Origin of the sequence: Vibrio ishigakensis (assembly GCF_024347675.1) — a bacterium.
GTDB classification, from domain to species: domain Bacteria; phylum Pseudomonadota; class Gammaproteobacteria; order Enterobacterales; family Vibrionaceae; genus Vibrio; species Vibrio ishigakensis.
Window position 1 is genome coordinate 92859 of the sequence record NZ_AP024882.1, and the last position, 24136, is coordinate 116994.

Consider the following 24136-nt stretch of genomic DNA (forward strand, 5'->3'; position numbering starts at 1 on the left):
ATCGACGCGGCACTCACCGCCCTAATCCAGATGGAGATACAGATATGTCACACTCAAAGATCCTAGTCACCGGCGCTTCAGGTAAACTTGGTCAAGCGGTAGTAAAGAGCCTACTTGAAGAGATCAAACTAAGCCCTGAGCAGCTTATCGTTACCACTCGTAATGCCGAAAAACTCAGCGCACTGTCTGACAAGGGTGTCGAGGTTCGAGAAGCTGATTTTTCAAACCCAAGCTCACTAGAGAAAGCCTTTCAAGGTGCCGATAGCCTGCTTCTGATCAGTATCGACGCATCAGGCCCGCGTACTGAATCACACCTAAATGCGGTAAAAGCAGCTGAGAAAGCTGGAGTTAAGCACATTGTTTACACCTCGATGCCAGCAGCAGAAAAATCACCTGTAGGTTTTGCTCACGAGCATCAAGATACAGAGAAAGCTATCAATGAGAGCCAGATCCCGAATGCGACCATTCTTCGCAATAACTGGTACTTTGAAAACTTGCCTGAGTACTTTGCAAGCATCCTACAAACCGGTCACTGGCTAACCTCAGCAGCCGAAGGTAAAACGGCTCAATTATCTCGAGCAGACCTTGCGCTAGCAGCTGCTTCTGCAGTAGCTAACCCAACCAAGGGTAAGCAAACCCTTAGCATGAATGGTGTCGACTCCTTTACTCAAGATGAAATGGCTACTGAACTGGATAAAGCGCTAGGCACTTCTATCAATATGGTGCACTTGAGTGATGAGGCATACCAAGCACAGCTAGAGTCATTTCAACTCCCAGCACCTATCGTTGAGTTGTGTGTGACTATGGATAAGCACAACCGCCAAGGTCTATCCGATGGCCGCAGCGATGCTTTTGAAGCCCTTACCGGTCGCAAGCCAATCAGCTTTAGTGCTTGGATTGAGAAAAACAAAGCACAGCTTAGCTCGCTAGCAAATGTTTAAGTAACTTGGGTGGCTCAGCCACCCTTTTTGTTCGCGCCTTAAATATTTCTATGCTGAAATTTGAGTAGGTTTGAGGTTACACTGGATGAATTAAACCTATTCAATGCTGCTTCCATGTCCACCTATATTGCCGGTTTTTCTCTTGGCCTATCGCTCATTCTCGCCATTGGCTCACAAAACGCGTTTGTCCTAAAACAAGGACTAAAAAGTCAGCATATCTTCGTTATCTGCGCGGTGTGCGCCATCTCTGACGCTATCTTGATCAGCCTTGGGGTGGCTGGGTTCGGTGCTATGGTGAATCGTTTTCCGGAGATAGAAACCTTTGCTCGCTATGGCGGTGCACTCTTTTTGAGTGTGTACGCTCTGCTTAGCTTTAAATCAGCGTTCACCACAGACCATGCGCTGGAATCCGCTGGCGAATCCAAGGGCTCACTGACCAAAGTCATTCTCATGTGCCTGGCCTTTACTTGGCTCAACCCACACGTGTATCTAGATACCGTGGTACTACTTGGCTCGGTTTCTACTCACTATCATCCAGACCAGTTGCAGTTTGCCGTTGGAGCCATGACCGCCTCTTTCGTATTCTTCTTCTCTCTGGGTTATGGCGCTCGCTTCCTTGCACCAATATTCAATAAGCCAAGAGCATGGAAAATCCTTGAGTTCTTAGTAGGTGTGATTATGGCTTCTATCGCAATTACGCTAGTTCGAGGAGCTTAATTTGTTCGGGTCTTCCTAACTAAAGCTAAGAAGACCCAATACAATTAAATTAGTAAACGCTACACCAGTCGTTCTTCATATCAATAAGCTTCCAATCCTCTCGAGAGTTCGCTTCATCTAGCGCTTTGTTTAAACGCCCAACATGAGACTCTCGATCATACTTCCACTCACGCTCGGTGTCTGTGTGATGAACAATCATTGCCATCGAGTTGGGCTGACTGGTTGCCCACTGCATCATGGCTTGATCACCATCTGAGTTACCTACTGCTAGCACCGGCTTTTTACCAATAATATGCTGGATATTTGTAACCTTGCCTTCTTTATCATCAATGGTAAGAACAGCATCCTTCTTGATTACTGCTGGGTTACCCTCGTTATATTGATATTCGTACCTGAGTGCACTGCCAATGATCTGCTCTGAGGGTACGTTATACACCTCTGGTGCCCATGCCCTCATAAAATCCACGCCACCGCCAGATACAATGTAGGTTTTAAAGTCATTTTCTTGAAGGTAGAGCAACATCTCCTTCATCGGCTTATAGGTCAGGGCTGTGTATTCTTTATTGAATCTTGGGTCTCTAGCAACCGACAACCACTGTTTCACTGTCTCCTGATACTGCTCAACAGTCATCCCTGAATGAGTCGCCATAACCAACTTGAGTAGACCTTCATTACCACTGGCTAGAACAGCCTCGGTATCTCCAGCAAGCACGGCTTTGAATGGTTGCTCGGTCTTCCATTCAGGATGCTCCGGCGCCTTTTTTTTAACCTGATCCATGGCAAAGGCAAGTTGGAAGTAGAAGGGCTTCTCTGACCAAAGGGTTCCATCATTATCAAATACTGCGATACGGTCTTTTACTTCTATAAATCCCGAAGACGCTTTGTTGGTTGAGCGATCTACAAACTTAACTAGCGCTTGTTTGCTCTCTACATCTTTCCAAGAAGGAAGCAATGAAGGATCGCAATCTTTGGCAAAGGAGTGAAAAGATAGGCTAGACAAAACAGCTATAGAGATCAGACTTAGTTTTTTCATTTAAATCATTCCGTTAGGTCACAAAAATAACTTAAGAATTAGTCTACTAGGCGCTTTAACTTTTGGTTAATTATCGAGCATATAACTTAAGGTTATCGCAACTAAGCTCTATTTAATTCCGACTTCTCAACTACACTGTTATCCGAATAACCCCATGCTAGGAATCATGATGAACAGCAAAAATAATGTACTTGGCGAGCCATTGGAGCTTTGCGGTTGCAAACCCATTACTGGATATTTCAGAGACGGCTACTGCCGTACCGATGGCAGCGACATGGGTCAGCACACTATCTGCGCAGTCATGACTGAAGACTTTCTCGCTTTCACCAAAACCCGAGGCAACGACCTTTCTACTCCCAACCCAGAGTTTAACTTTCCGGGATTGAAGCCAGGTGATCGCTGGTGTCTGTGTGCACTGCGTTGGAAAGAAGCGTGGCAAGCCGGATGGGCTCCGCTAGTAGTATTAGCAAGTTGCGAAGAGAGTGCCCTCGAAATTGTGCCACTCGATGCACTGAAGATGTACGCCACCACCTCAGAATAAACAGTGAAGATAGTGGCAATCTCAATGCTAACGCTCAAAAATGGAGTCAGCTTTTAACCCCAACTCCGGTATTACTGAGCGCCCCAACTTGGAAAAGGATCTTCTAAAGACAACCAATAACTGCGACCTTTCTCTATCTCCTCTTCGGTAAGAAGACAATCATTGAGCGCAGATGTGAACCTAGCCTCATCTATACCCTGTCCTATAAACACCAACTCCTGCCTCATATCACCAAACGGTTCTTCCCAGTGTTCGTAGATAGCGTCTAGATATTCCACATCTGTGGGCCAATGCTCTTTTGGCACAGCCTTCCAAAAGGTTCCAGCTAATCCATAGCGTGCAATGCCACCAGCTTGGCTCCATTGCCCAACAAGATCAGGTCGTGTTGCTAACCAGAAGTAGCCTTTTGAGCGAATAAGCTTGCCAAAGCCTTCTGTGTTATGCAGAAAGTCATAAAACTTTTCAGGGTTAAACGGTCGCCTCGCGGTGAAGTGGAAGCTACCAATGCCATACTCTTCGGTTTCAGGAACATGCTCACCTCGCATCTCCTTAAGCCATCCCGGCGCTTGCTGTGCCCTAGCAAAATCAAACGAACCAGTGTTAAGCACACTATCGAGCTCGATTTCGCCATTAGCGATAGGAATAATCTTGGCATGAGTATTGAGGGTTTTCAGAATCGCAACCAACCTATCTATTTCTTCCTGAGAGGCAAGATCTGTTTTGCTGATTAAGATCACATCCGCAAATTCCACTTGATCAACCAAGAGATCCGCAACGCTGCGGTCATCGCCCTCTCCCAACGACTCTCCCGTGTCACTGAGCTGTTTTGCCTCATCGTAGTCTCGCAGGAAGTTTACTGAGTCGACCACGGTTACCATGGTATCTAGCCTTGCAACATCATTCAGAGAAACGCCACTATCGTCAGCGAAGGTGAAGGTTTCAGCGACGGGCAGTGGCTCTGAGATACCTGTTGACTCTATGACGAGATAATCAAAACTTCCGTCTCTTGCCAGCTTAGTTACCTCGACTAATAAGTCCTCTCGCAAGGTGCAACATATACAGCCGTTACTCATCTCAATGAGTTTTTCTTCACTCCTATTCAGGGAGACCTCGTTCTTAACTATGGCAGCATCGATGTTGATCTCACTCATGTCGTTCACTATGACTGCGACCTTTTTGTCTTGCCTATTGTTCAGTATATGGCTGAGTACCGTTGTCTTGCCTGCCCCCAAAAAACCAGAGAGTACGGTCACTGGAAGCTGATTTTGAGTCAAATTGTTCATAGACCACAAATCCAAATGCTATGTTATAACATATCAGTATTGTAGCTATTGATTGAAGATTTGCCCCGCAAGTTGATTCAAAAGGAGTGAGATTATGGCTGAATCCGAAAAGGTTCTACTGACAGAAGAAGAGATCATTGCTGCGCCAGAGTCTGAATACATGAACGATGATCAGCTACGATTCTTCGAACACAAGCTAGAGGAATTGTATGAGTCAACTTGTGCTCGAATCGAGGAAGCAAAGGAGAGTATTGTTGCTCCAATGGAATTTAGTGACGATAACGATAGGGCCTCTAGCGAAGAGCAATCTGCTATCGCACTGCGCATCGTTGATAGGGAGCAAAAGCTACTTCCAAAAATCCAAAAAACCTTGAGGCTACTGCGTGCGGGAGATTATGGCTATTGCAAAGAATCCGGCGAACCCATTGGCGTTCGTAGGCTTATCGCTAGGCCGACCGCTGAATACTGCGCTGAAGTAAAGGCCCAGAAAGAGCTAAAAGAGCACCAGTTCAGAGGATAGCAAACAGTATAAAAAATCCGTGTAGCTTATCACTACACGGCTTGTTCATATCAGGGAGCTAGATTAACGTCCTAGGCAAGCGTCGCCAGCGCGAGCCGGAGCAATCTTGTCTAGGATAAGATTCAGCTCTTCCCAATCTCGAGCCATCTTGTCGGCCTGCTCTTGAGTTAGCACTGAGCCGTTTGCCTTAATACGGTCTTCTTCAACCTTGGTGTAGTAGAAGATGCTCATGTCTACTGTAGAATCATCTTTGTAGGCTTCTTCCATATTAACGATGTTCTTCTTGCTATCGTCAATGAACACCACACTGCTGAAGCTCTGATCCGTCTTATCTAGGATGTATTTCAGCATAGTGCCTTTGTTCATACCTGTAGTCATCATGATGCCATTGATGTAGCTCAGCGGACGCTCTGGGTTATCGATATAAATAGGCAACTCATCTGAGCCTTTCTCTTTTAGCGGCGTGATAGTCATATCAAACTGGTTACGATACATCTCGCGCTCGGTAGCATAGCGATAGTTTGGAGAGCGAGAGGTCAATGCCATAACCGTAAGCCCCTTGTCCTGCCAACCACGTACTGTATTTGGTACTTGGTCTTCGATGGTCTTCATCGGCACAAGTTCATACAACAAACCGATAGAATCTTCGAACAAGCATTCAACCTTATCATCCTTGGCAGGCTTAACATCTAGCTTGCCACGCTGCCATTGATACCAGATATCACCACCGATATCGGCCGTTGAGGTAAGCAAAGTGTTATCGATATCAATTACGATAAGTGGGTTCTCTCCTTTCGCGGTCAACTCGCTAACCTTGGTTGCCACATCTTGGAACTTATCCGTCTCTTTAACCACAACATCTGCAAATGCGTTGCCGGCAAAAGAGAGTGCGCAAAGCGCCGCTATCGTTTTTAGTTTCATTGTGTTTTCCTTAAACTTGATATCACTTGCTTGAAGGCGATGACATGGAGTCATGCAACCATGATTAATAAACGCTTACACAAAACGTTAAAAAGGCGTTGATTATCAATGATTTCCAGACAAACAAATGCATAATAGATCACACAAATGTAAGCCGCGTTATTTCTTTGCATAAAAAAAACCGACATAAATCACATCAAGTCTCAACTTGCTGTATATGGTATATCGGTCTTATAAAGAAGGAGGAAGTAACACTATTGGTTTGATTCTGTCTCTGCCTGTTGAAACCAAGAAATCACTTGACTCAAATAGGCCTCACCGTATTTTTCGGTAAATTCTTGGGTGGTTCTGTCAGATGAATCTTGCAGCGCAGCTATTCTCGAGCGGGAGTATTCTGGTGTAAGCTTTATATTGCACCGCTCTGTGATGGCCTGTCGCCACTCGTTATAATCATGAAAATAAAACTCTGTGTTGTCTGCCATAAGCTAGATTCCTTTTGCTTTGGTGGAGTGTAAAAGAGTATAGACCTTGATAAACCAACATTTTGAGAAGGCTATTCTACGGTTACTCCAAGCGCAAAATCTCTTGCCACTGCGCAGTGTGACTCTCAAGAGCCTCTCTCACTTCAACGTTAACTTCATCCTTGGTTTTCTGCCAATAGATACGTCCCCGTTGAACAAACAACATATCTAAATAACGTCCATTGTTCGTTTCGACCAGTGTTGAAAACTTGGCTATTTTCTCTTCTTCATAACGGCTGTTGCCCGTCATTATCAAAAAAACACGCTTGTTGTGAAAATCGTGATTCTCTACGAATGACCAGATAGGAACCGCTGGCCTAAACCACCAAGTTGGCGCGCTCAATATTATTAGCTCATATTGATTTAAATCGACTGGAGGGTGAGAGATTGGGCTAGAGACCACCTCAGCCATGGCATCATCAGAGGCCTTCTTTAATCCTTTCAGGTCATTGGCGTAATTTGGGGCATCAATCTTAAGGAAGTCTGCATCGAAATACTCTGCCGCTACCTTAGCTGCGGCCTCTGTATTTCCGGTGCGCGAAAAGCTCACCACCAACACCTTAGCTGGATCATTAGTTGGCTTGGCATAACTGGCAGATTCAACCCAATCGGTTTGTGTTTTGTAATACCAAAAGCCAGCAATGGCCGCGGCAAACCCAAACACGCCTACAATTAACAAAACCTTTGATAACATCGACTTAGTTCTTCCCTCTCAGAGCTTTAACGATAAAGAGCCGAATAAGCGATGTGCTTATTCAGCTCTTAACTCTAGTTTAAACCGTTTTTCTATTTAGCTGCGGTTAAGATTTTGTGCACTATGTCTAAGGTCAGATCTCCTGTCTCAGAAAGTGCAGTCAGGCCCATTTTCTCCATGTTGGCGACCACTGTATCTATATCGGAATCGTTGATGCCGTAATGCGTCAAATTTGTGACTATACCAAGGGAGTTAAAAAAGGCTTCGGTCTTATCGATAGCAGAATTGATCTTCTCGTCGTCACTACCTTCATTAATCTCCCAAACACGCTCAGCGAACTGAAGCAATTTCTCTCGCTTCTGTTCTTTACGTTCACGGAGAAGCGATGGCAGGACAATCGCTAAAGTACGACCATGAGCAATACCAAACATGGCCGTTAGCTCATGCCCTATCATATGGGTCGCCCAGTCGTGTGGTACACCCGAGCCAATCAAGCCATTGAGTGCCATAGTTGCAGACCAGATGAAGTTTTTTCGAGCGTCAATATCATCCTTGTCGGCCAATGTTGTTGGGCCAATCTCAACCAGTGTCTTCAATAGCCCTTCGGCAAATCTATCTTGCACCATGCCGTGGACCGGATAGGTGAGATACTGCTCAACGACGTGCACAAAAGCATCTGCTACACCGTTTGCTACCTGCTCGTCAGGCAAAGTTCTGGTCAAATCTGGGTCTAGGAAAGAGAACTTAGGAAACACTAAGGGCGACATGAAGGGATACTTCTGGTCATTATAAGTAACCACCCCAAATGGGTTCATCTCTGAGCCGGTTGCAGGCAAGGTAACCACGCAGCCAAGGGGAAGCGCTTCACTCACAGGCACTGGGTTAAAGCCGTGGAATAGCAGAGTATGGTGCTCACTGTCTGCTGTCGAAGCAAAGGCAACGAACTTAGTACCATCCATTACCGAGCCACCGCCAACAGCCAGCAGAAAATCCACTTTTTCAGCTTGTACTATCTCTACCGCCTTCATCATGGTATCGAACTTAGGGTTGGGCTCGATACCACCAAACTCAATCACCTCACGACTGCCAAGCGCACTGGCAATCTTATCTAGGGTTCCAAATTTCTTAACACTACCGCCGCCGTAAAGCACCATTACTTTTGCATTCTGTGGGATATGCTTATCCAACTCCGCGAGACGATCCTGCCCAAAAACAATTTGAGTAGGATTGTAGAAATCAAAGTTTTGCATTGCTTTCTCCTTTCGGTTGAGTCTGTGCAACTTAGTGGCCTTAATGCATTATCAAATCAGCTCACAGGCCAAACACATGTCTAATACTGCTGATAGGGTTAGTCGGATCCAAAATAATTTCGTGACGACGGCAGGCTCATGTAGTTCAGTTAGTGTAGGCATCTTTTTGGTAGTGTGTGGAGAGAGTCGCAAGAGGCTGTAATCGACACTTTTAATGTAGAACCACTTCACCTCAAAGTGCCTGTCTTTTATAGAGCCCAACAACTCGCTACAAAAACCAACTCAAAAGGTCAACAGACCCTAGTGGCACCCAATACGGTAACGGCACATCTAATCAAGCAAAAACACGCACGCGAGCTAAAATTGTTGGGTTATAACTTCATCAATATTGAGGCATTGAAATGAGTGCATTCTTAGTAACTGACCACATTGTTGGTGTCTTGGCTGTAATGCAAGCCTAAGCTGAACCCTAAGAAACCAACCATGTTTAGCCGCAAACACGTCGCCAAGCTACTCAATTCGTTTCTAGTCAGCTATCAAGCAAGGTTGGTCATGCTCAATCACAATTCCTATAGCAGTATCCGACAACCCAAAAAATGGATGGCCATTACTGGTGACCCTAAGAACTGGAGCTAATCTATGACAGCTCAGCTATGTTCAAAAAAGGTACAGGCTACTACCCAAAAATGTGCCAGAGGTTCAATAAAAGCAATCTAGAATAAGTTTTCTAGTCACCTTCGCTATCTTGAAGCTAAACAGAAACAGACAGGGTGCCCATAAACGGCTGTTACCCGCGTTGAGCAAAAATAAAACCACAACTAGAGATTGATTTCATTCAAAACTTGTAGGTCTCTTTTAAACTGATTGTGGAATGAGTCTCAAACAGCTGTGTTAAGCTTGGGATTGACTCGAACGCATGTGAGCTGAAATGTCTTCAACGCCAAAAACATTCTATGAACAAGAGATAGACCGCCTAGACAGCGAAGGGAATTTGCAACCAAAGCAATATCTACTCATCAGACAATCCAAGGCGTTTATGGAAAAGCATTACGCTGAGAAGGTAGAGCTGGATGACCTAGCTAGAGCGGCCTTTATGTCTCGCTTCCACTACGTGAGAATATTTAAGCTAATGTATGGTGTCACCCCGCGAAATTACCTTAAAGACCTTCGTATCACCAGAGCAAAGCAACTACTCAAGGCGGGAAATTCGATCACCCAAACCTGTTTAGATGTAGGTTATGACAGCCTTTCAACCTTCTCAGCTATGTTTAAAAAAGGAACTGGCTACTCCCCAAAAGAGTATCAGCAGCTCAACAAAAGCAATCTAGAATAAGTTTTTAGTGACCACTTTCGCTATCTTACCCCTATACACAAACAGACAAGGTATTAACCAGTGATTAAGATTGCCCTAACCAGTGTCCCAGTCGAAGACCAAGATAAAGCCCTCGATTTCTATACCAGCTTTCTCGGCTTCATCAAAAAGACCGAAGTTCCCATTGGAGAGCACAAGTGGCTCACTGTAGTTTCACCTCAGGAGCAATCAGGAGTGGAGCTACTGCTCGAACCACTAGCATTCGAACCAGCAAGACAATATCAACAATCGTTAAAAGAAGCCGGTATCCCTTGGACATCCTTTGCTGTCGATGACATCCAGGCCGAATTCAAAAGGCTTTCTGATTTAGGCGTGGAGTTTTCAATTGAACCACGAGAAGCAGGTCCTGTGATGATTGCTGTATTGGATGATACTTGTGGGAACTACATTCAGTTGATGCAAGAGATATAACTACACAGTGAGAAGCTATATCACCCTTGTGAGTAGCTACTCCTGCCCCCCTTTGAAGATCCCTAATCAAATTCTCTGAGCAATAAATATACGTTTTTTCTTAAAACGCTTGCAGTCATCCCTCAAAACAAATAAATTACGCACTAACCGGACGGTCAGTCGATAACACTTAGAGTATAAAGAATGGATAAAAGACAAGAGATCATCGAAGTCGCGACTCGCCTTTTCTCAGAGAATGGCTTTGAGAAGACGCCCGTCTCTCTAGTTTGTGAAGAAGCAAAGATATCCAAGGGGTTAGTTTTCCATCACTTTAAAAACAAGAACGAGCTTTTAAGGCAAGTCTTTGTACACATCTCAAAGGTGATTGAAGAAGTCGACAAAGCCGATGAAAACGTAAGTGACAAGGATATCCAACTAGAGGCTATGATCGATTCTATCTTTGATGGAATGACCGTCCCACAACACAGAAAAATGTACCAATTCAATTTCAGTGTCATGGTTCACCCAACAACCAGAGCGATAGTTGCGGACTTAATTGAAGAGCGCTATGAAGGACTTCAGGCCTCAACAGAAGCTGTTTTTCGCGCGTTAGAACACCCAAAACCTGAAGTTATAGCCAAGATGTTTATCGCAGAAATCGATGGGATATCAATGAATTACCTGCTTAACGATAGTTTTCCTATCGATGAAGTTAAGCAAGAGTTTATTAAGAAATACTGTTAAACAGATTCAAAAACACGCTAAACAACAGCGTGTTTTTTTAGAAGCAACATACTAACCGACTAGTCAGTCACTAACTTATAAAGAGGACAATAGAATGAAAACACCTTATCAAATTCAATTCGAAGCATTTGCCAAAGCCGGTGGCCTTTACGACGAAAGGCACGCAAAACTATACGCCGAGTTTGCTGACAACCTAATCGCAGACGGTAGCTATTCAATAATCTATGAGGGTGTGGCACACGCCTGTTACACACCTATCACCATAGATGCAGCTCCACATCTTAAATGCTATGTGCTAGCACCATTGGCAGTGCTACCTGAATATCAAGGTCAAGGTTATGCCACACGATTGATGGAACAAGCAGAAAGTGAGTTGGATGCAGACGTCATCTTTGTGATGGGCGAACCCTTCCACTACGCAAACCGCTATAACACGCCACACAAAGTGCTACCACCGGTCAGAACGCAAGCACCTCTGGAATGTTGGTTCGCAAGAGAGCTCACTGATGGTGCTCTAGATGGTGTCGGTGAATCTACCTCATCGCTTACAGGTCCTTACGCAGAACCATTAATGTGGGGCCACCCTAGCGAACAGGTATAAAAGCAAGGAGAGCTGACAAATTCAGCTTTCCTGAAAACAAACGATTTAAAGACAAGAGAGAACAATGAACATTTCGAAACACGAACAGCGCGTATTGCACGTCCTAGCATTAGGCGGAGAAATTCAATACCAGCGTAGTGAGAAGAGCAAGATCAACGAAATTCTGTGCTTCACCCGTGAAGGTCATGTACTTTCCGACTGTACATTAGAGGTATTCAAAAGACTGAAAAGCAAGAAATTCATTCGATCTAAAAAGAGCATGCCTTATCGCATAACTCAACTAGGTGCGGCTTCTGTTAGGTCTCAAATGGTGCAACGTTAGCTTGGAACTACAAGTATGTACTAATCAAACCCACATAAACTGAAAGGTACCGTAATTAGCGGTGCCTTTTGTTTACAGGTAGCTGGTTGATTATTTTACACTCATTTTTACTTCATCATTGGATAAGTGAAAAACAGCAAATGAGTGAAATTAAACAAGAAGTGGAATAGCACTGCGACCCATAATCGCGAGCTGAAATGAAAAATCAATCCATAACCAAGACCTGCTAAGGAAGCAAAAACAACCAGCAGTAAACCACCACCCATATGTGCTAAGCCAAATAACAGACTTGCTATCGCAACACCTAAATGCCAACCATATTTTTTGCACAGTACCTGCTGTAGAAAGCCACGGAAAAAGGCTTCTTCAGCCACACAGGTAAGCAGAAAATTATTTAACAAAAACAACCACCACCAACTTGGCAGTGAAAGCTCGGGCGATAGAGGGCCTATCCACCACGCAATTAACAGCAAGCTAAACAGTGGGACTGCGCTGTATAAAATAGCTTTTTTATTAAATACTTCCTTACTGCCAAGAAGCGAGGGGTAAGCAAATAACAAACCAAAGAAGACAAAGGGCTTATCCAGGTTCAAGTGCATGGTAAAGGGTATACTTCGCTCTCCAGCCGTAACAGCATCGAGAACCTTGGCATTACTAAAACCCGGTATTAAGTGTAAAAAGAGAGTCGCGCTCCAAACAACAACAAACAGGTAACCTAGGAGTTTCCACCTACCTTGTAAAGTTGGGATACGATACGCAACGGTAAGCCCTGTACCAAGGGTGATCAAACCGATTGTATTGATTTTGCTCTCTATAAACCCTCCGATTAAACTAACAGCAATGAAAGCTATGCTGAGCTTGGTTTGATGGCAAAAAGCAAAAATTATGGCTAGACAAAGCGGTAGCCAAATCCACATTGAGGAATCTAGAGTCAAAGGAAATCCTTCAAGGTGTGTGATCCATAAGCGTTTGTTTTAGAGTGCCTTTGTGAAGGTGACCTTGTGATCGCCTTGGTCATAATAGTGCTCAACCACGCCCTGCTCCGCGTAACCAATCGATCTATAGAAAGTCCTAGCAACTTCGAAGTCTGGCTGACTGGAGGTTTCAACCAATAATAACCTTTGAGACTGTTCTAATAGAGTCTCTTCCATCAGAGACATCAGAGCTTTACCAATGCCTTTTCTATGATGTTCAGGATCAACAAGTAACATCAAAACGTTCCACGTTTTGTTGGTCATTTCCATAGGCTCACAATAGGCAACACCTGTCATCAACTCGCCTTCAAATGCCCCAAACCAAAGAGTGCCTTGTTGGCTGTTGTCGAAAGACTCTCCTATGTAATCTACCTCTTCTGCTTCGAACATCTGGGATTTCTTGGCTAGAGATAGAATGGAGGTTTTATCGGTTGGGTGCAGTTTTCTGATCATTGTTATTCCTTTTGCTAGCGCTAGGTATTAGTGCTCTTGATTCCGATTGTAGAGCTTATTTTATTGGGGTTTAGGTCTACCCCAACTTCCCATATATATAGGCAAGCTCTGCTACCGTTTTTGACTCGAACTTTTTCATCAGATTCGATCTGTGTACTTCAACGGTTCTCATAGCAATACAAAGCTCGTCAGCAATACGCGCGTTGCGCTTTCCTTCGATAATGAGCTTTAAGATATCCAGCTCTCTTTGGGTGAGAGAGTCATAGGCAAGTTGTGCTTCTTTAAGATCAAGAACACTTAAAGACTTAGCCAGACCTTCATGAATCGCTTGGGCGAGGTCGTCACCTTTCACCGGTTTTTGGAAGAAGTTCACCGCTCCCGCTTGGAGTGCATCCACCGCCATAGGCACATCACCATGACCGGTCAGGTATATCACTGCTAAGGGACTCCTAGCATCATTTAAGATCTGATGAACCTGCTGTCCTCGAAGGTTTGGCATTCTGCTATCCAAGATAACGCAGCCCGCTTTTGTGATATCCACACTATCCAGAAACTCCTGTCCACCCTCAAAGTCCGTCACTGAAAAGCCGTGTTCTTCCAACATAAAGGCAAGTGAATCTCGAACGGACTCATCATCATCGACCACATAAACCGGAAGTGAAATATCTTGCTCGCTCATTAAATCTGTTGCTCCTTGTTACCTTACTCATCAGCGGTAAACGGCAAACTCAAAGTTACCATACAACCCTTTGGTTCAACTGACTTTATAATAAATTCACCATGATGTATCTCCATCACATCTCTGCAGATACTTAAGCCCAAACCCAATCCATCACTCTTAGTGCTTACGAACGCCTCAGTCGGTTTGTCATGGGTAAGACCAGTACCATTGTCGCGAATCTCAATCTCAACCTGACCTTGCTGATAGTTGGTGTACAAAACGATCTCAGCTTGATAGTCGTCTTCGTCCGCTCGTGCCACACAGGCATCAATCGCATTGTTTATGACATTCACCAGTACCTGCTGAATTCCAACAGGGTCTACCTCAATAAACCTGGCTGTACCTTGCTGTCCACGTATCAAATCTATCGACTGTTTTTGCAACCTGAAATCAAGAAGCTCTACGGTATCGCTGATCAGTTGTTCTAGATCCGTTTCACTCATCTCCACGCTGCGCTTTTTAATCAAATTTCTCAATCTTTGCACAATCGCATCAGCGCGCTCTACCTGAGCCTGAATCTTAGTCATTACCGGGATGATATCTTGATGGGGACGTTCTTTTTGCAGTCGCAAAAGCCCACCTTCACTGTAGTTTCGAATCGCCGCCAATGGCTGATTAATCTCATGGGCAATGCTACTGCCAAGTTCACTGACTATCATAAGGCGCTGGGAATGTTCGAGCATCTCGCTCTTTGCTTTTAATCGTTGCAGGGTCAATTCAAGCTCTCGCTTACTTTTACTGAAGCGATACTCGAGCCAAAAGTGATAGATATTCAGGAAGATAACGAAAAGAAACAGTGCCCAACCCCACTCTTGGTGAGTTCGAAGCCACCTCAGCCCCTCTTGCCACCATGGTTGCTGCAAAGGGTGCAGGTCCATCGCCTGATAAAGCTTATCGATTGAAAGTAAACTGACCGGAGGTGCCCAGCCTGAGGCTTTAGCTGCAATTGCAGCTGGATTGTCGGATTTCATCGAAAGCAGACTTTGACTCATCTTCTTTGCCAATTCGTCAGAGCCTTTGCCTGTTTTTGCCAGAGACCAGTTTGGATACAAAGTGGTCGACACCTGACAACTTTCCTCAGCTGAGCTTTCAGCATTCAAGACTCGAAACTTATCGACATCCAGTAACCCCTCTCGCCCCATCTGCTCAAGCAAACACGCAGGGACAACCGCCGCATCTACGTATCCATCACGGAGCTGATATAGGTTTGCATCTACAGGAAAGCCTAAGAAGTTAGCCTCTGCATAGAAGGTATTTGGGTCAATCCCTTGCTGGATTGCTTCATACCTTAGGGTCAGGTAGCCACCGAACGCTCGCTCCGACACAGCGGCCATGGGATGACCAGAAACATCTTGAAGACTTTGATAAGACGAATCGGCTCTTACTACTAAGGCAGAACCTATGCTTGCATTGATATTCTGGCCATTTCGATTAGAAAGCGTCGCTATCCAAGAGAGAGAATACTGACGCCCTAGCCTTACCGCCTGGCCGGGGTTGGTCAAAACAAAGCTCATATTCTGATTTTTCACAGCCTCACTCATGCCGTCTAGGTCGAGCAAATGCAATACAAAATGTGCCTCGGGGATAATTTGATTTAACCAGTCTATTGTTGGTTGCCATCGGCTCTTGGCATAAAGATGACCGCGAATGGCCAGCACTCCAACGTCTACTTGAGTTTTTTGCTCAAGCGTCTGTCCACTTTGTGTTACCGATGATGTCTGTGCTTGGCTGAACATCGACATCAAGCTCAATAGCACCAACAAAATGGTCTGAAATATACGAACTTTTTTCATGTCAGGTGAGTTGTGATTCCTTGTTTACTCATTCAAATATCATCCTGATGAACCATTCCTTTTTTGTTCTAGATCAATCTAGATTCGAGTATGTGGAAATCCACAATACCGACTGCAGGCGCCTTTTTCGACAATAGATTCAAGCATTAAACAATCTTAGCAGGTTCGTTATGGATTCTACCAAACGTCGATTTCTCAGCGCGATTACCGCTGGCGCTGCGCTGATCCCTGTTGCAGGCATAGGAACTGCAACAGCAGCACCCATTATTCGAAACAACAATGAGCCCGACCGAAAAGGTCAAGTGGGTAAACGCTACGCCATGGTTGTTGACCTTCGCAAATGCGTGGGCTGTCAGGCCTGTACCGTTGCGTGTAGCATTGAGAACCAAGCCCCAATCGGTCAATTTCGTACCACGGTTAAGCAGTACGAGGTGAGGCTCAGCGACGGAACGACGGCGACCGAAGAAGTAAAATCCTTCATGCTACCTAGGCTCTGTAACCACTGTGAGAACCCGCCTTGTGTTGCTGTTTGCCCAGTTCAAGCCACCTTCCAGCGAGAAGATGGGATTGTAATGGTAGATAACAGCCGCTGCGTAGCCTGCGCCTACTGTGTTCAAGCTTGTCCTTACGATGCACGCTTTATCAACGAATCCACCCTGACTGCCGACAAATGCACCTTCTGCGCCCACCGCCTTGAGGATGGTTTGCTACCCGCTTGCGTTGAAACCTGTGTTGGTGGTGCTCGCGTAATTGGCGATCTTAATGACCCAAATAGCAAGATCCGCCGACTCATGACAGAGCACAAAAAAGACATCAAGGTACTAAAACCTGAGGAAGGCACCAAGCCACACGTGTTCTACATCGGCATGGACCAGAGATTCACCTCTCATATCGAAGGCAAGTCTGCTATCTACGACCCTGAAGGAGACAAAGCATGATCATTACTGAAGTACTGGTGCCGCCGCAAGCCGTTGCTTGGCTTCCATGGGCCGTTCAATATTTTTTCTATATAGGCTCAGCCTATGCCGCTGCGATCCTATTTCTGATAGCCCTCGTATTCTCGAACCATACCAGCCATAGACTCCGCTCTGCCTTGGTACTCACCATGGCGATTGGCGCTATCGTGGGCCCACTGGCACTTACAGGCGACCTCCACCAGCCTGGAAGAGCGTGGCACTTCTACGCGCACCTTACCCCATGGTCTTGGATGTCGCTGGGTTCACTGTTCCTACCCCTGTTCTCAGCAACCACAATTGCAACGGCTTGGCTTTATTTGCGAACAGACTTGGTAAAACTGGGTGAGCAACAAAGTAAGGTGTTTCAATTACTGTCGAAACTCTCGCTAGGTAATTGGAAAACCAGCCGATCCCTTATCTTGGTTTCTGCCAGCCTAGCGGTACTGTCGGGTCTTTCTATTGCGCTCTATACCGGCGCAGAGATCGCAGTGGTTCAAGCACGCCCCCTTTGGCACCAACCCGCATCTCCTGTGATCTGGTTTGTTACCGCATTCTTTGGTGCGACTGGCTTCGCTCTGCTTCTTTGTACACTTATCCCTTCAGATACCAAGCTCACCAATGGTGATCGAAAGCTACTTAAACGAGCAGTCTCCATCACTTCAGTATTGGCATTATTAGTTCTTGTTATTTGGGCTTCAGGTCATGCCTCCATCCCTATCTCTGAAGGCAGTCATTGGGTATTTAGCATCTCGTTACTGTGCGCGCTGTTTGTTGCCTGCTTCGCTATCACCTATGCGGTATTCAACAAGCAAAAAACCAATCGCATTGGCTTGATACTGTTATCTGTCTTCACACTAGTAACCTGCTGGGCAGTGCGCTGGGTCACCATGATAGATGTGCAAACCATTCCAAAATTTGATGTCGGCCCTTACCCCTATGAACTGCCTCTAGGTGGCAGTGGACTGCTCGGTATTGTAGGCATGTTTGGTCTGTGGATAGCACTCGCTCTGCTTGGTTCAGAGCTAGTACAAGACAAACAACTTACATCAAAACACTAATTTCAGAGGATTTCATTATGGATAACAAACGTCGTCAGTTTTTGAAATCTGGCTTAGCAGTAGGTGGTGTAGGTGCCTTTGCTGCTGGTTATGCTTCAACAACCAAACATATGCTCCAAGGTGCCGTAGATGGCACTGCGGGTGAGAAAACCAAAAGCATCCATCACGGCAATTCATTAGAGCCTGAGTATAAGGTCAACAAGAGTGACAACCTTATCCCAAACCCAAATCAAAGGGTTGCTCCTTCTATGTGCTTCGGATGTTGGACCCTATGCGGGCTTAGAGTACGAGTAGACAACCGAAACGATGAAATACTGCGTGTATCAGGTAACCCATATCACCCGCTGTCTCATCAATCGCACATTCCCTACAACACTCCAGTGAAAGACGCCTATCTTGGGCTGACTGGTGAAGCAGGTCTTGAAGGACGTTCCACCGCATGTGCTCGTGGCAACGGCATGCTAGAGATCCGAAACAGCCCTTATCGCATCACTCAGCCACTTAAGCGAGTAGGCAAGCGCGGTGAAGGTAGATGGGAACCTATCAGCTACGAACAGCTGATCAAAGAAGTGGTATATGGCGGTGACCTGTTTGGTGAGGGGCATGTTGAGGGTTTAGCTGAAATTCGCGATCTAACCACGCCTGTTGATCCAAAAAACCCTGAGTACGGACCAAAAGCAAACCAGCTATTGATGACCAACGGTAGCAACGAAGGCCGTGATGATATCTTTAAGCGCTTTGCTTTCAATAGCTTCGGTACTCGTAACTTCGGTCACCACGGCTCTTATTGTGGTTATGCGTTCCGCGCTGGTAGCGGCGCATTTATGAATGACCTCGATAAGTTTGCTCACCTTAAACCAGATTTTGATAACGCTGAATTTGTTATCTTTATCGGTATGTCACCGGCGCAAGCGGGCAACCCATTTAAGCGCCAAGCACGTCAATTGGCAAAAGCACGCACTGAAGGCAAGCTGGAGTACACCATTGTCACCCCTAGCCTACCTGCTGGTTCGTCTAGCTTGGCTGCCGGTGACAGAAACAACTGGCTACCAATCAAACCTGGTACCGATTCCGCACTTGTGCTTGGCATGATCCAATGGATCATCGATAACGAGCGCTACAACAAAACCTTCTTGGCGCAACCTGGACCTAAGGCGATGGAACGTGCTGGAACCGCACACTGGTGTAATGCCACACACTTGGTTATCAGTGACGATTCGCACCCAAGACACGGTAAGTTCTTGCGTGCATCGGAAGCTGGATTGGCATTTGAGGGAGAGCCATTATCTGAAACCGACCCATATGTCATCGTAAGTGCCAGTACTGGTGAGTTAGGTGTGAACACTCAAGCAGAGGAAGCTGAGCTATTTGTGGACCGTGAGGTTGAGCTAGCATCAGGCCTTGTTCGAGTGAAATCCTCACTTCAACGCTTAAAAGAAGAGGCCTTCAAGTATGATCTCGACTTCTATAGCAAGCAATGTGACGTTTCGGTAGACGACATGACGGTCCTTGCCAAGCGCTTTACCAGTTACGGAACCAAAGCCGTAGTAGATACCCATGGCGGTAACATGCACACCAATGGTTTCTACAATAGCTTTACCATCATGATGCTCAACGCCCTTGTGGGTAACATCAACATGAAAGGTGGCGCCATGGCCAAAGCCGGTGGTTACCCTACTTCAGCAAACGGCCCTCGCTACGACTTTACCAAGTTTGATGGCAAGGTAGCACCAAAGGGCGTATTCCTATCACGTAGCAAGTTCCCTTATCAGAAAACCAGCGAATACAAGCGACGCGTTGCTGCCGGTGAATCTCCATATCCAACTCGCGCACCTTGGTACCCTATCTCAGCACCGTTGTTAACCGAACACCTGTCGGCTGCTGTTGATGGCTACCCGTATCGTGTGAAAGCGTGGATAAACCACATAGCTAACCCGCTCTACGGTATTCCAGGCTTAAAAACACTGCTTGAAGACAAGCTTAAAGACCCGAAACAGCTTGGCTTGATAGTCTCTGTGGATGCGTTTATCAACGAAACGACGAAACTCTCAGACTACATAGTGCCAGATACCGTGACCTATGAGAGTTGGGGCATGGCGATGCCTTGGCACGATGTGCCAGTGAAAACCATCACCGCTCGTTGGCCTATCGTTGAAGCGCGCACAGATAAGACTGCCGATGGCCGTAATATCTGTCTCGAGAACTTCCTTATCGATCTGGCTAAGGAGATGAAGCTGGGCGGATTTGGCGACAAGGCTATCAAAGGTGCAGACGGCAGTTGGCACGCAATTCACAGTGCTGAAGACTATTACCTACGCTCGGCGGCTAACTTGGCCTATGTAAAGGGTGGCGTGCCAGAGGTCACCGCAGAAGATATAGCTTGGTCTGGACTTGAACGTTTGCTGCCTAGCATGCAAAAAGCGCTATCCCATGAAGAAATGAAGCGCGTGGCCTACATCTTGGCTCGTGGTGGTCGTTTCGAGGATGCAACCGAGACCTATAAAAGCGAGCAAATGAAGTATAAATGGACTCGACCTGTGGCCATCTGGAACGAGAAAGTAGGCAGCTCACGAAACACCATGACGGGTGAGTTGTATAGCGGTTGCCCTACTTGGTATCCACAAAAGCTGATGGACGGTACACCGCTTGAGAGCATGTATCCAACGAGTGAGTGGCCATTTAGTCTTACCAATTTCAAATCGAACATTCATAGTGCTGTGTCGAATCTGTCACCTCGTTTGAATTCGATTAAGGGCGTGAACCCTGTTTATATACACCCAGAAGATGCGAAACGAGCAGGCATTGAGACCGGTGATGAGTTTATCATTGAGACCCCTAGTGCCAGCACCAAGGCATTAGCTATGGTGGTATCTGGCATCCGTCAAGGTAGCCTCGGATTTGAGCACGGCTTCGGTCATACCGAGCTTGGTGAGCGTTCCCACTGGATTGGTGACAAGCAACAGCCGGTGAAATCTCATAGCCAAGACGGGGTTAACATCAACGATGTGGGTTTGATTGACCCAACCCGCGAGGGCAAAGGCGTGATGCTTGACTGGGTGGTGGGAGCTGCTGCTCGCCAGTCACTTCCTGCGAAGATCCGCAAAGTCTAACTGGCTCATTAAAATGCCCCGCTTTATCAAGCGGGGCATTGTGATTTCTGTAGGGGCTAGATCTTCACACATCTCACCGAGAACATGTAATCCTTAGTACTGGTTGTGCGTCTGATCTCACCTTTGTGTGGATTCCACCAAGAGTACGCTAGGGTACGAATATACGCCTCTTTTTCACTAGCATTGCTGGCTGTCCAAAACTCGGTGTATGCCCCTTGGGTGATGTACCACCCTTTCCATTTCACTCCTGCGGGACGTGCGGCAAAGCCGTGTTTGTTTACATCAGCACGATCGAAATTCTTAAACAGACCATCTGCTTGCTCCTCTTTAAGTTGTACACCAAGGTCTTGTTCGCCACCGCGCCAACCATCTGAGTTCACTTCTGTTTCAGACATACCTAGGGCTCGTTCTAGGGTTTTCCAGTCTTCATCGGTTGCTACGCGAAAGCCCTCGGAACAGATGTTTCTATCATCATTCACATCATGCCAGTCATAAAGGCAACCATATTTCAGTAAGTTCGCTTCATCATCCTTCGGAATTGCGGCAGAGTTTAATTGTGAGCCATCTTGAAACTGGGTACTTCTGAGGTTTTCAGCCATCCAGATCTGCTCACCAATTTTCACAGTGCGGTAGGTATTCCCTTCCCTATCTTTAACTGTATCTTGTTGATTGATGTCATTAGCAAAAGAGGTAGTAGCAAGCACCATACTGACTCCTAGAGATGAGATAAGCTTTTTCACAACGGTTAGCCTCGGCTGAACATATGCAGCTACTTTATCTCTCACACCGACTACAAACTAGGCGATATACTCTTTAAAACATGCCTATTCGTATCAACCTGAGTTAGGCTATGTTTTCGAGTAGCGCTTTGGACTGGCTCCACTGCTTAGGTGATTGGCCATACATTCGCTTAAACTCGCGGCTAAACTGTGATGAACTGACATACCCCACCGCCATCGCCGCTTCACTGACATTCATGCCAGCCGCTATCTTCATTGCAGCGTTATTCAGGCGCATTGATTTCATAAACTGTATGGGTGACATCCGAGTAGCTTGTTTGAATTTACGATGGAAAACAGCCCGGCTCATCCCCACCAAAGAAGCCAGTTCGTCTATGGTGACGTTCTTACCTAGGTTCAAAGATAGGTATTCGATCGAGCGGGCGATCTCGTTGCCAATGCCAAATGCTCTGCGCGCCGATATACCTGCATCCCCTTTCAACACCGCATAGTAAAGCTCACGCAAGCGACTCTCACCAAGCACTGCTATATCCGTCTTATCATCACCAAGCTGAAGCAATCTAAGCAAGGCATCGGCAAAGTTGTCATCCCAATTAACCAGCGACAAACCCGGGGGCTGTTCACTGCTTTTCGGTAGCTTGATTGCTCCTGCTGCGCTCTCCATCTCTATGGCAAGCTCGGTCATCACCTTGGTATCGAGTGAGATATAAACACCTAGCAAAGGATCTTCGGGTGAGGCATCTGGCGTACCCGCCTCTACTGGCAGTGAGACCGTGCAACACATGTACTGACTATTGTCATACACGTAGCGGTCACCCTCTAAGATAGCTTCCTTCTTGCCGCTCAAAATAACGATAACAGTAGGGTCATAGACTGCAGGTGCACAGGGAATGGAGTCGGTCACCCTAAATAGGCTAACCCCCTTAATTCCGGTTTCAAACATACCATCTTCTGAGAGACGCCTTTCTACCAGCGCTTTTATTTTTTGCTTGAGCATTATATCCACCAATCACACCAAAGATACAAATAGGCAAGTTTTAGACATTAATATGCCTATTTTAGTATCAACCTGAGAGTTATAGTAACTTCCACACAAAGATACTACCGCCGATAGCTGAATGTAAATCACTTTATATCGCTATCAAAGCGCTCAATTAAACGACATAGGTAACGATTATGACCACATTGCATTTTGGTAAAAAAGGTTGGACTCCAGAACGTATTGGCTCTCTTACTGGTAAAACATATCTGATCACTGGCGCTAACAGCGGCGCTGGATTTGAGGCCTCTCGCATCCTGCTTTCCAAAGGTGCCAAGGTGGTCATGCTAAACCGTAACCCAAGCAAGTCTGACGCGGCTATAGCTCAATTAAAGCAGTTACTTGGCACCCAGATAGACGTGAGCTTGGTACAGATTGACCTAGCCGAGCAAGACTCTGTGCGCAGAGCGGCTGAAGAGGTCCTTGAATCCACTGCACGCATAGATGCACTTATCTGTAACGGCGCGATTGCTCAGGTAGCCAAACAAGAGATCACTGTTGATGGCTTTGAAAGCCAGCTAGGCGTGAATCATCTTGGTCATTTCCTGCTATGTGGTTTGCTTTTTGACCGTATCGAAGAGTCTAAAGGCCGTATTGTGATGGTAGGCAGCAATGCCTATAAGATGGGGTTAAAGCGCATCAAATTTGAAGACCTAAACTTCGATGATAATTACACGGCGTGGGATTCATACGCTCAGAGTAAGCTCGCTCAGATGATGTTTGGCTATGAACTACAGCGCCGTATCGAGCAGTCAGGCAAAAACGTTGAGGTACATGTATGTCACCCTGGCGCTTCACGCACTAACCTATTGATGGATACTGCCAGCTCCTTCAACAAGATTGTTTGGTCGGTAATGTCTCGTATTGTTGCTCAGTCAGCGGAGCGAGGCGCTTGGCCAGAGGTAATGTGCGCCACCGAATCAGGACTCGCAACAGCCAAGCTATATGGTCCAACCAAGCGAGCCAATACCGTTGGTCCTGTAGGAGAAAATAAGTTGGATGCGGTTGCCCTAGACAAAGATATGGCGGCTAAACTGTGGCAAGTGTCCCTTGAGAAAACCTCACTAAACTGGGCTTTATAAACGACATTCGCCCGAGATAAAGCGGTGATCTTGCACTAACCGACAATCGTAACTAACGCTTATAAGGATTAAAGCTTAGGAGCGATACATGGACAGTAGACTTACAGTAAAAGAGTTTCTCAAGGTATTTGATTGCGTGCGCTCTAACGGCGAGAGAACCGAGGATCGCTATCAGCTAGGCATGATAAACGCATGGCATGACTATGATGGCTACACCTGTTGGATTGGATACAAGGACGTTACCGTCACTTTAATGTTCCATGGTGCGCTGAAGATCGAATATCGTGATACCTCTCACTACAACGAATTCATTCAGCAATGCCTTGCGCTTACTGCAAGTAAACCGCTGCAATAGAGGAG

At 46.0% G+C, this 24136-nt stretch carries 26 protein-coding genes; 14 read left to right on the forward strand and 12 right to left on the reverse strand.

Annotated features, from left to right (window positions below; all coding sequences use genetic code 11):
• The first annotated feature begins 44 nt into the window (after nucleotides 1-44).
• Together Pcarn_RS14225 and Pcarn_RS14230 are read left to right on the forward strand one after the other, a co-directional pair.
• Nucleotides 45-941 (forward strand): NmrA family NAD(P)-binding protein, encoded by an 897-nt coding sequence (locus tag Pcarn_RS14225; RefSeq protein WP_261836581.1) that lies wholly within the window; start codon nucleotides 45-47, stop codon nucleotides 939-941.
• 114 nt (nucleotides 942-1055) lie between these two features.
• Nucleotides 1056-1658 (forward strand): LysE/ArgO family amino acid transporter, encoded by a 603-nt coding sequence (locus Pcarn_RS14230; RefSeq protein ID WP_261836582.1) that lies wholly within the window; start codon nucleotides 1056-1058, stop codon nucleotides 1656-1658.
• Nucleotides 1659-1707: 49 nt separating this feature from the next.
• Here the strand turns inward: Pcarn_RS14230 and Pcarn_RS14235 are convergent, their stop codons facing one another.
• The gene (locus tag Pcarn_RS14235; protein ID WP_261836583.1) at nucleotides 1708-2691 is read right to left on the reverse strand and encodes an HAD family hydrolase; all 984 of its coding nucleotides are present in this window, start codon (nucleotides 2689-2691) and stop codon (nucleotides 1708-1710) included.
• Between the two features lie 169 nt (nucleotides 2692-2860).
• Between Pcarn_RS14235 and Pcarn_RS14240 the strand changes: the two genes are divergently transcribed.
• A complete protein-coding gene (locus Pcarn_RS14240; RefSeq protein WP_261836584.1) occupies nucleotides 2861-3232 on the forward strand; it encodes a DUF2237 family protein in 372 nt (123 codons plus the stop codon).
• Nucleotides 3233-3303: 71 nt separating this feature from the next.
• On the opposite strand, the gene zigA is transcribed toward Pcarn_RS14240, so the two are convergent.
• Nucleotides 3304-4515, reverse strand: a complete 1212-nt coding sequence (gene zigA, locus Pcarn_RS14245) for a zinc metallochaperone GTPase ZigA (RefSeq protein WP_261836585.1) — start codon at nucleotides 4513-4515, stop codon at nucleotides 3304-3306.
• A 94-nt stretch (nucleotides 4516-4609) separates the two neighbouring features.
• On the opposite strand from zigA, the gene Pcarn_RS14250 reads away from it, so the two are divergent.
• Complete coding sequence (locus Pcarn_RS14250) at nucleotides 4610-5035, forward strand: TraR/DksA family transcriptional regulator (protein WP_261836586.1); 426 nt, start codon at nucleotides 4610-4612, stop codon at nucleotides 5033-5035.
• Nucleotides 5036-5098: 63 nt separating this feature from the next.
• Here Pcarn_RS14250 and Pcarn_RS14255 read toward each other — a convergent pair whose 3' ends face one another.
• The 4 genes from Pcarn_RS14255 to Pcarn_RS14270 form a co-directional block, all read right to left on the reverse strand.
• Nucleotides 5099-5956 (reverse strand): DUF2608 domain-containing protein, encoded by an 858-nt coding sequence (locus tag Pcarn_RS14255; RefSeq protein WP_261836587.1) that lies wholly within the window; start codon nucleotides 5954-5956, stop codon nucleotides 5099-5101.
• 254 nt (nucleotides 5957-6210) lie between these two features.
• Complete coding sequence (locus tag Pcarn_RS14260) at nucleotides 6211-6438, reverse strand: hypothetical protein (RefSeq protein WP_261836588.1); 228 nt, start codon at nucleotides 6436-6438, stop codon at nucleotides 6211-6213.
• An 82-nt stretch (nucleotides 6439-6520) separates the two neighbouring features.
• Complete coding sequence (locus Pcarn_RS14265) at nucleotides 6521-7171, reverse strand: flavodoxin family protein (protein WP_261836589.1); 651 nt, start codon at nucleotides 7169-7171, stop codon at nucleotides 6521-6523.
• A gap of 92 nt (nucleotides 7172-7263) precedes the next feature.
• Nucleotides 7264-8421 carry an iron-containing alcohol dehydrogenase gene (locus Pcarn_RS14270; RefSeq protein WP_261836590.1) on the reverse strand — a complete coding sequence of 386 codons (1158 nt, stop codon included), beginning with the start codon at nucleotides 8419-8421 and terminating at the stop codon, nucleotides 7264-7266.
• A 928-nt stretch (nucleotides 8422-9349) separates the two neighbouring features.
• On the opposite strand from Pcarn_RS14270, the gene Pcarn_RS14275 reads away from it, so the two are divergent.
• The 5 genes from Pcarn_RS14275 (at nucleotide 9350) to Pcarn_RS14295 (ending at nucleotide 11850) form a co-directional block, all read left to right on the forward strand.
• Nucleotides 9350-9754, forward strand: coding sequence for a helix-turn-helix domain-containing protein (locus Pcarn_RS14275; protein WP_261836591.1), 405 nt, complete (start codon nucleotides 9350-9352; stop codon nucleotides 9752-9754).
• 60 nt (nucleotides 9755-9814) lie between these two features.
• Nucleotides 9815-10204 carry a VOC family protein gene (locus tag Pcarn_RS14280; RefSeq protein ID WP_315972691.1) on the forward strand — a complete coding sequence of 130 codons (390 nt, stop codon included), beginning with the start codon at nucleotides 9815-9817 and terminating at the stop codon, nucleotides 10202-10204.
• Between the two features lie 183 nt (nucleotides 10205-10387).
• Complete coding sequence (locus tag Pcarn_RS14285) at nucleotides 10388-10927, forward strand: TetR/AcrR family transcriptional regulator (protein WP_261836592.1); 540 nt, start codon at nucleotides 10388-10390, stop codon at nucleotides 10925-10927.
• Between the two features lie 94 nt (nucleotides 10928-11021).
• On the forward strand, nucleotides 11022-11528 hold the full coding sequence (locus tag Pcarn_RS14290) for a GNAT family N-acetyltransferase (RefSeq protein WP_261836593.1): 507 nt from the start codon (nucleotides 11022-11024) through the stop codon (nucleotides 11526-11528).
• 64 nt (nucleotides 11529-11592) lie between these two features.
• On the forward strand, nucleotides 11593-11850 hold the full coding sequence (locus tag Pcarn_RS14295) for a YjhX family toxin (RefSeq protein ID WP_261836594.1): 258 nt from the start codon (nucleotides 11593-11595) through the stop codon (nucleotides 11848-11850).
• A 107-nt stretch (nucleotides 11851-11957) separates the two neighbouring features.
• Here Pcarn_RS14295 and Pcarn_RS14300 read toward each other — a convergent pair whose 3' ends face one another.
• The 4 genes from Pcarn_RS14300 to Pcarn_RS14315 form a co-directional block, all read right to left on the reverse strand.
• Entirely contained in the window at nucleotides 11958-12785 is an 828-nt protein-coding gene (locus tag Pcarn_RS14300; protein WP_261836595.1) for a CPBP family intramembrane glutamic endopeptidase, read from the reverse strand.
• A gap of 39 nt (nucleotides 12786-12824) precedes the next feature.
• Nucleotides 12825-13277, reverse strand: coding sequence for a GNAT family N-acetyltransferase (locus Pcarn_RS14305; protein WP_261836596.1), 453 nt, complete (start codon nucleotides 13275-13277; stop codon nucleotides 12825-12827).
• Between the two features lie 76 nt (nucleotides 13278-13353).
• Complete coding sequence (locus Pcarn_RS14310; protein WP_261836597.1) at nucleotides 13354-13956, reverse strand: response regulator transcription factor; 603 nt, start codon at nucleotides 13954-13956, stop codon at nucleotides 13354-13356.
• 23 nt (nucleotides 13957-13979) lie between these two features.
• Entirely contained in the window at nucleotides 13980-15791 is a 1812-nt protein-coding gene (locus Pcarn_RS14315; protein WP_261836598.1) for a sensor histidine kinase, read from the reverse strand.
• 170 nt (nucleotides 15792-15961) lie between these two features.
• Between Pcarn_RS14315 and dsrO the strand changes: the two genes are divergently transcribed.
• The 3 genes from dsrO to Pcarn_RS14330 are packed head-to-tail and all read left to right on the forward strand — an operon-like array spanning nucleotide 15962 to nucleotide 20915.
• Nucleotides 15962-16729 (forward strand): sulfate reduction electron transfer complex DsrMKJOP subunit DsrO, encoded by a 768-nt coding sequence (dsrO, locus tag Pcarn_RS14320; protein WP_261836599.1) that lies wholly within the window; start codon nucleotides 15962-15964, stop codon nucleotides 16727-16729.
• Entirely contained in the window at nucleotides 16726-17805 is a 1080-nt protein-coding gene (gene nrfD, locus Pcarn_RS14325) for an NrfD/PsrC family molybdoenzyme membrane anchor subunit (RefSeq protein ID WP_261836600.1), read from the forward strand. The genes dsrO and nrfD overlap by 4 nt, the downstream gene beginning before the upstream one ends.
• Nucleotides 17806-17822: 17 nt before the next feature.
• The gene (locus Pcarn_RS14330) at nucleotides 17823-20915 is read left to right on the forward strand and encodes a tetrathionate reductase subunit A (protein WP_261836601.1); all 3093 of its coding nucleotides are present in this window, start codon (nucleotides 17823-17825) and stop codon (nucleotides 20913-20915) included.
• A gap of 56 nt (nucleotides 20916-20971) precedes the next feature.
• Here Pcarn_RS14330 and Pcarn_RS14335 read toward each other — a convergent pair whose 3' ends face one another.
• A complete protein-coding gene (locus tag Pcarn_RS14335) occupies nucleotides 20972-21655 on the reverse strand; it encodes a fibrobacter succinogenes major paralogous domain-containing protein (RefSeq protein ID WP_261836602.1) in 684 nt (227 codons plus the stop codon).
• Between the two features lie 103 nt (nucleotides 21656-21758).
• Nucleotides 21759-22652 (reverse strand): AraC family transcriptional regulator, encoded by an 894-nt coding sequence (locus Pcarn_RS14340; protein WP_261836603.1) that lies wholly within the window; start codon nucleotides 22650-22652, stop codon nucleotides 21759-21761.
• 179 nt (nucleotides 22653-22831) lie between these two features.
• On the opposite strand from Pcarn_RS14340, the gene Pcarn_RS14345 reads away from it, so the two are divergent.
• Both Pcarn_RS14345 and Pcarn_RS14350 read left to right on the forward strand, forming a co-directional pair.
• Nucleotides 22832-23776 carry an SDR family oxidoreductase gene (locus Pcarn_RS14345; RefSeq protein ID WP_261836604.1) on the forward strand — a complete coding sequence of 315 codons (945 nt, stop codon included), beginning with the start codon at nucleotides 22832-22834 and terminating at the stop codon, nucleotides 23774-23776.
• An 88-nt stretch (nucleotides 23777-23864) separates the two neighbouring features.
• Nucleotides 23865-24131: a DUF3081 domain-containing protein gene (locus Pcarn_RS14350; RefSeq protein ID WP_261836605.1), complete on the forward strand. Its 267-nt coding sequence runs from the start codon at nucleotides 23865-23867 to the stop codon at nucleotides 24129-24131.
• Nucleotides 24132-24136 lie beyond the last annotated feature (5 nt).

Excerpts from the sequence above, each read along its gene's own strand:
- Pcarn_RS14250 (WP_261836586.1), top strand. The coding sequence starts at position 4,610 with ATGGCTGAATCCGAAAAGGTTCTACTGACAGAAGAAGAGATCATTGCT.
- Pcarn_RS14310 (WP_261836597.1), bottom strand. The coding sequence starts at position 13,956 with ATGAGCGAGCAAGATATTTCACTTCCGGTTTATGTGGTCGATGATGAT.
- Pcarn_RS14225 (WP_261836581.1), top strand. The coding sequence starts at position 45 with ATGTCACACTCAAAGATCCTAGTCACCGGCGCTTCAGGTAAACTTGGT.
- Pcarn_RS14260 (WP_261836588.1), bottom strand. The coding sequence starts at position 6,438 with ATGGCAGACAACACAGAGTTTTATTTTCATGATTATAACGAGTGGCGA.
- nrfD (WP_261836600.1), top strand. The coding sequence starts at position 16,726 with ATGATCATTACTGAAGTACTGGTGCCGCCGCAAGCCGTTGCTTGGCTT.
- Pcarn_RS14290 (WP_261836593.1), top strand. The coding sequence starts at position 11,022 with ATGAAAACACCTTATCAAATTCAATTCGAAGCATTTGCCAAAGCCGGT.
- Pcarn_RS14345 (WP_261836604.1), top strand. The coding sequence starts at position 22,832 with ATGACCACATTGCATTTTGGTAAAAAAGGTTGGACTCCAGAACGTATT.
- zigA (WP_261836585.1), bottom strand. The coding sequence starts at position 4,515 with ATGAACAATTTGACTCAAAATCAGCTTCCAGTGACCGTACTCTCTGGT.
- Pcarn_RS14275 (WP_261836591.1), top strand. The coding sequence starts at position 9,350 with ATGTCTTCAACGCCAAAAACATTCTATGAACAAGAGATAGACCGCCTA.
- Pcarn_RS14255 (WP_261836587.1), bottom strand. The coding sequence starts at position 5,956 with ATGAAACTAAAAACGATAGCGGCGCTTTGCGCACTCTCTTTTGCCGGC.
- Pcarn_RS14330 (WP_261836601.1), top strand. The coding sequence starts at position 17,823 with ATGGATAACAAACGTCGTCAGTTTTTGAAATCTGGCTTAGCAGTAGGT.
- Pcarn_RS14285 (WP_261836592.1), top strand. The coding sequence starts at position 10,388 with ATGGATAAAAGACAAGAGATCATCGAAGTCGCGACTCGCCTTTTCTCA.
- Pcarn_RS14295 (WP_261836594.1), top strand. The coding sequence starts at position 11,593 with ATGAACATTTCGAAACACGAACAGCGCGTATTGCACGTCCTAGCATTA.
- Pcarn_RS14240 (WP_261836584.1), top strand. The coding sequence starts at position 2,861 with ATGAACAGCAAAAATAATGTACTTGGCGAGCCATTGGAGCTTTGCGGT.
- Pcarn_RS14340 (WP_261836603.1), bottom strand. The coding sequence starts at position 22,652 with ATGCTCAAGCAAAAAATAAAAGCGCTGGTAGAAAGGCGTCTCTCAGAA.
- Pcarn_RS14235 (WP_261836583.1), bottom strand. The coding sequence starts at position 2,691 with ATGAAAAAACTAAGTCTGATCTCTATAGCTGTTTTGTCTAGCCTATCT.
- Pcarn_RS14230 (WP_261836582.1), top strand. The coding sequence starts at position 1,056 with ATGTCCACCTATATTGCCGGTTTTTCTCTTGGCCTATCGCTCATTCTC.
- Pcarn_RS14270 (WP_261836590.1), bottom strand. The coding sequence starts at position 8,421 with ATGCAAAACTTTGATTTCTACAATCCTACTCAAATTGTTTTTGGGCAG.
- Pcarn_RS14315 (WP_261836598.1), bottom strand. The coding sequence starts at position 15,791 with ATGAAAAAAGTTCGTATATTTCAGACCATTTTGTTGGTGCTATTGAGC.
- Pcarn_RS14350 (WP_261836605.1), top strand. The coding sequence starts at position 23,865 with ATGGACAGTAGACTTACAGTAAAAGAGTTTCTCAAGGTATTTGATTGC.
- Pcarn_RS14305 (WP_261836596.1), bottom strand. The coding sequence starts at position 13,277 with ATGATCAGAAAACTGCACCCAACCGATAAAACCTCCATTCTATCTCTA.
- Pcarn_RS14265 (WP_261836589.1), bottom strand. The coding sequence starts at position 7,171 with ATGTTATCAAAGGTTTTGTTAATTGTAGGCGTGTTTGGGTTTGCCGCG.
- dsrO (WP_261836599.1), top strand. The coding sequence starts at position 15,962 with ATGGATTCTACCAAACGTCGATTTCTCAGCGCGATTACCGCTGGCGCT.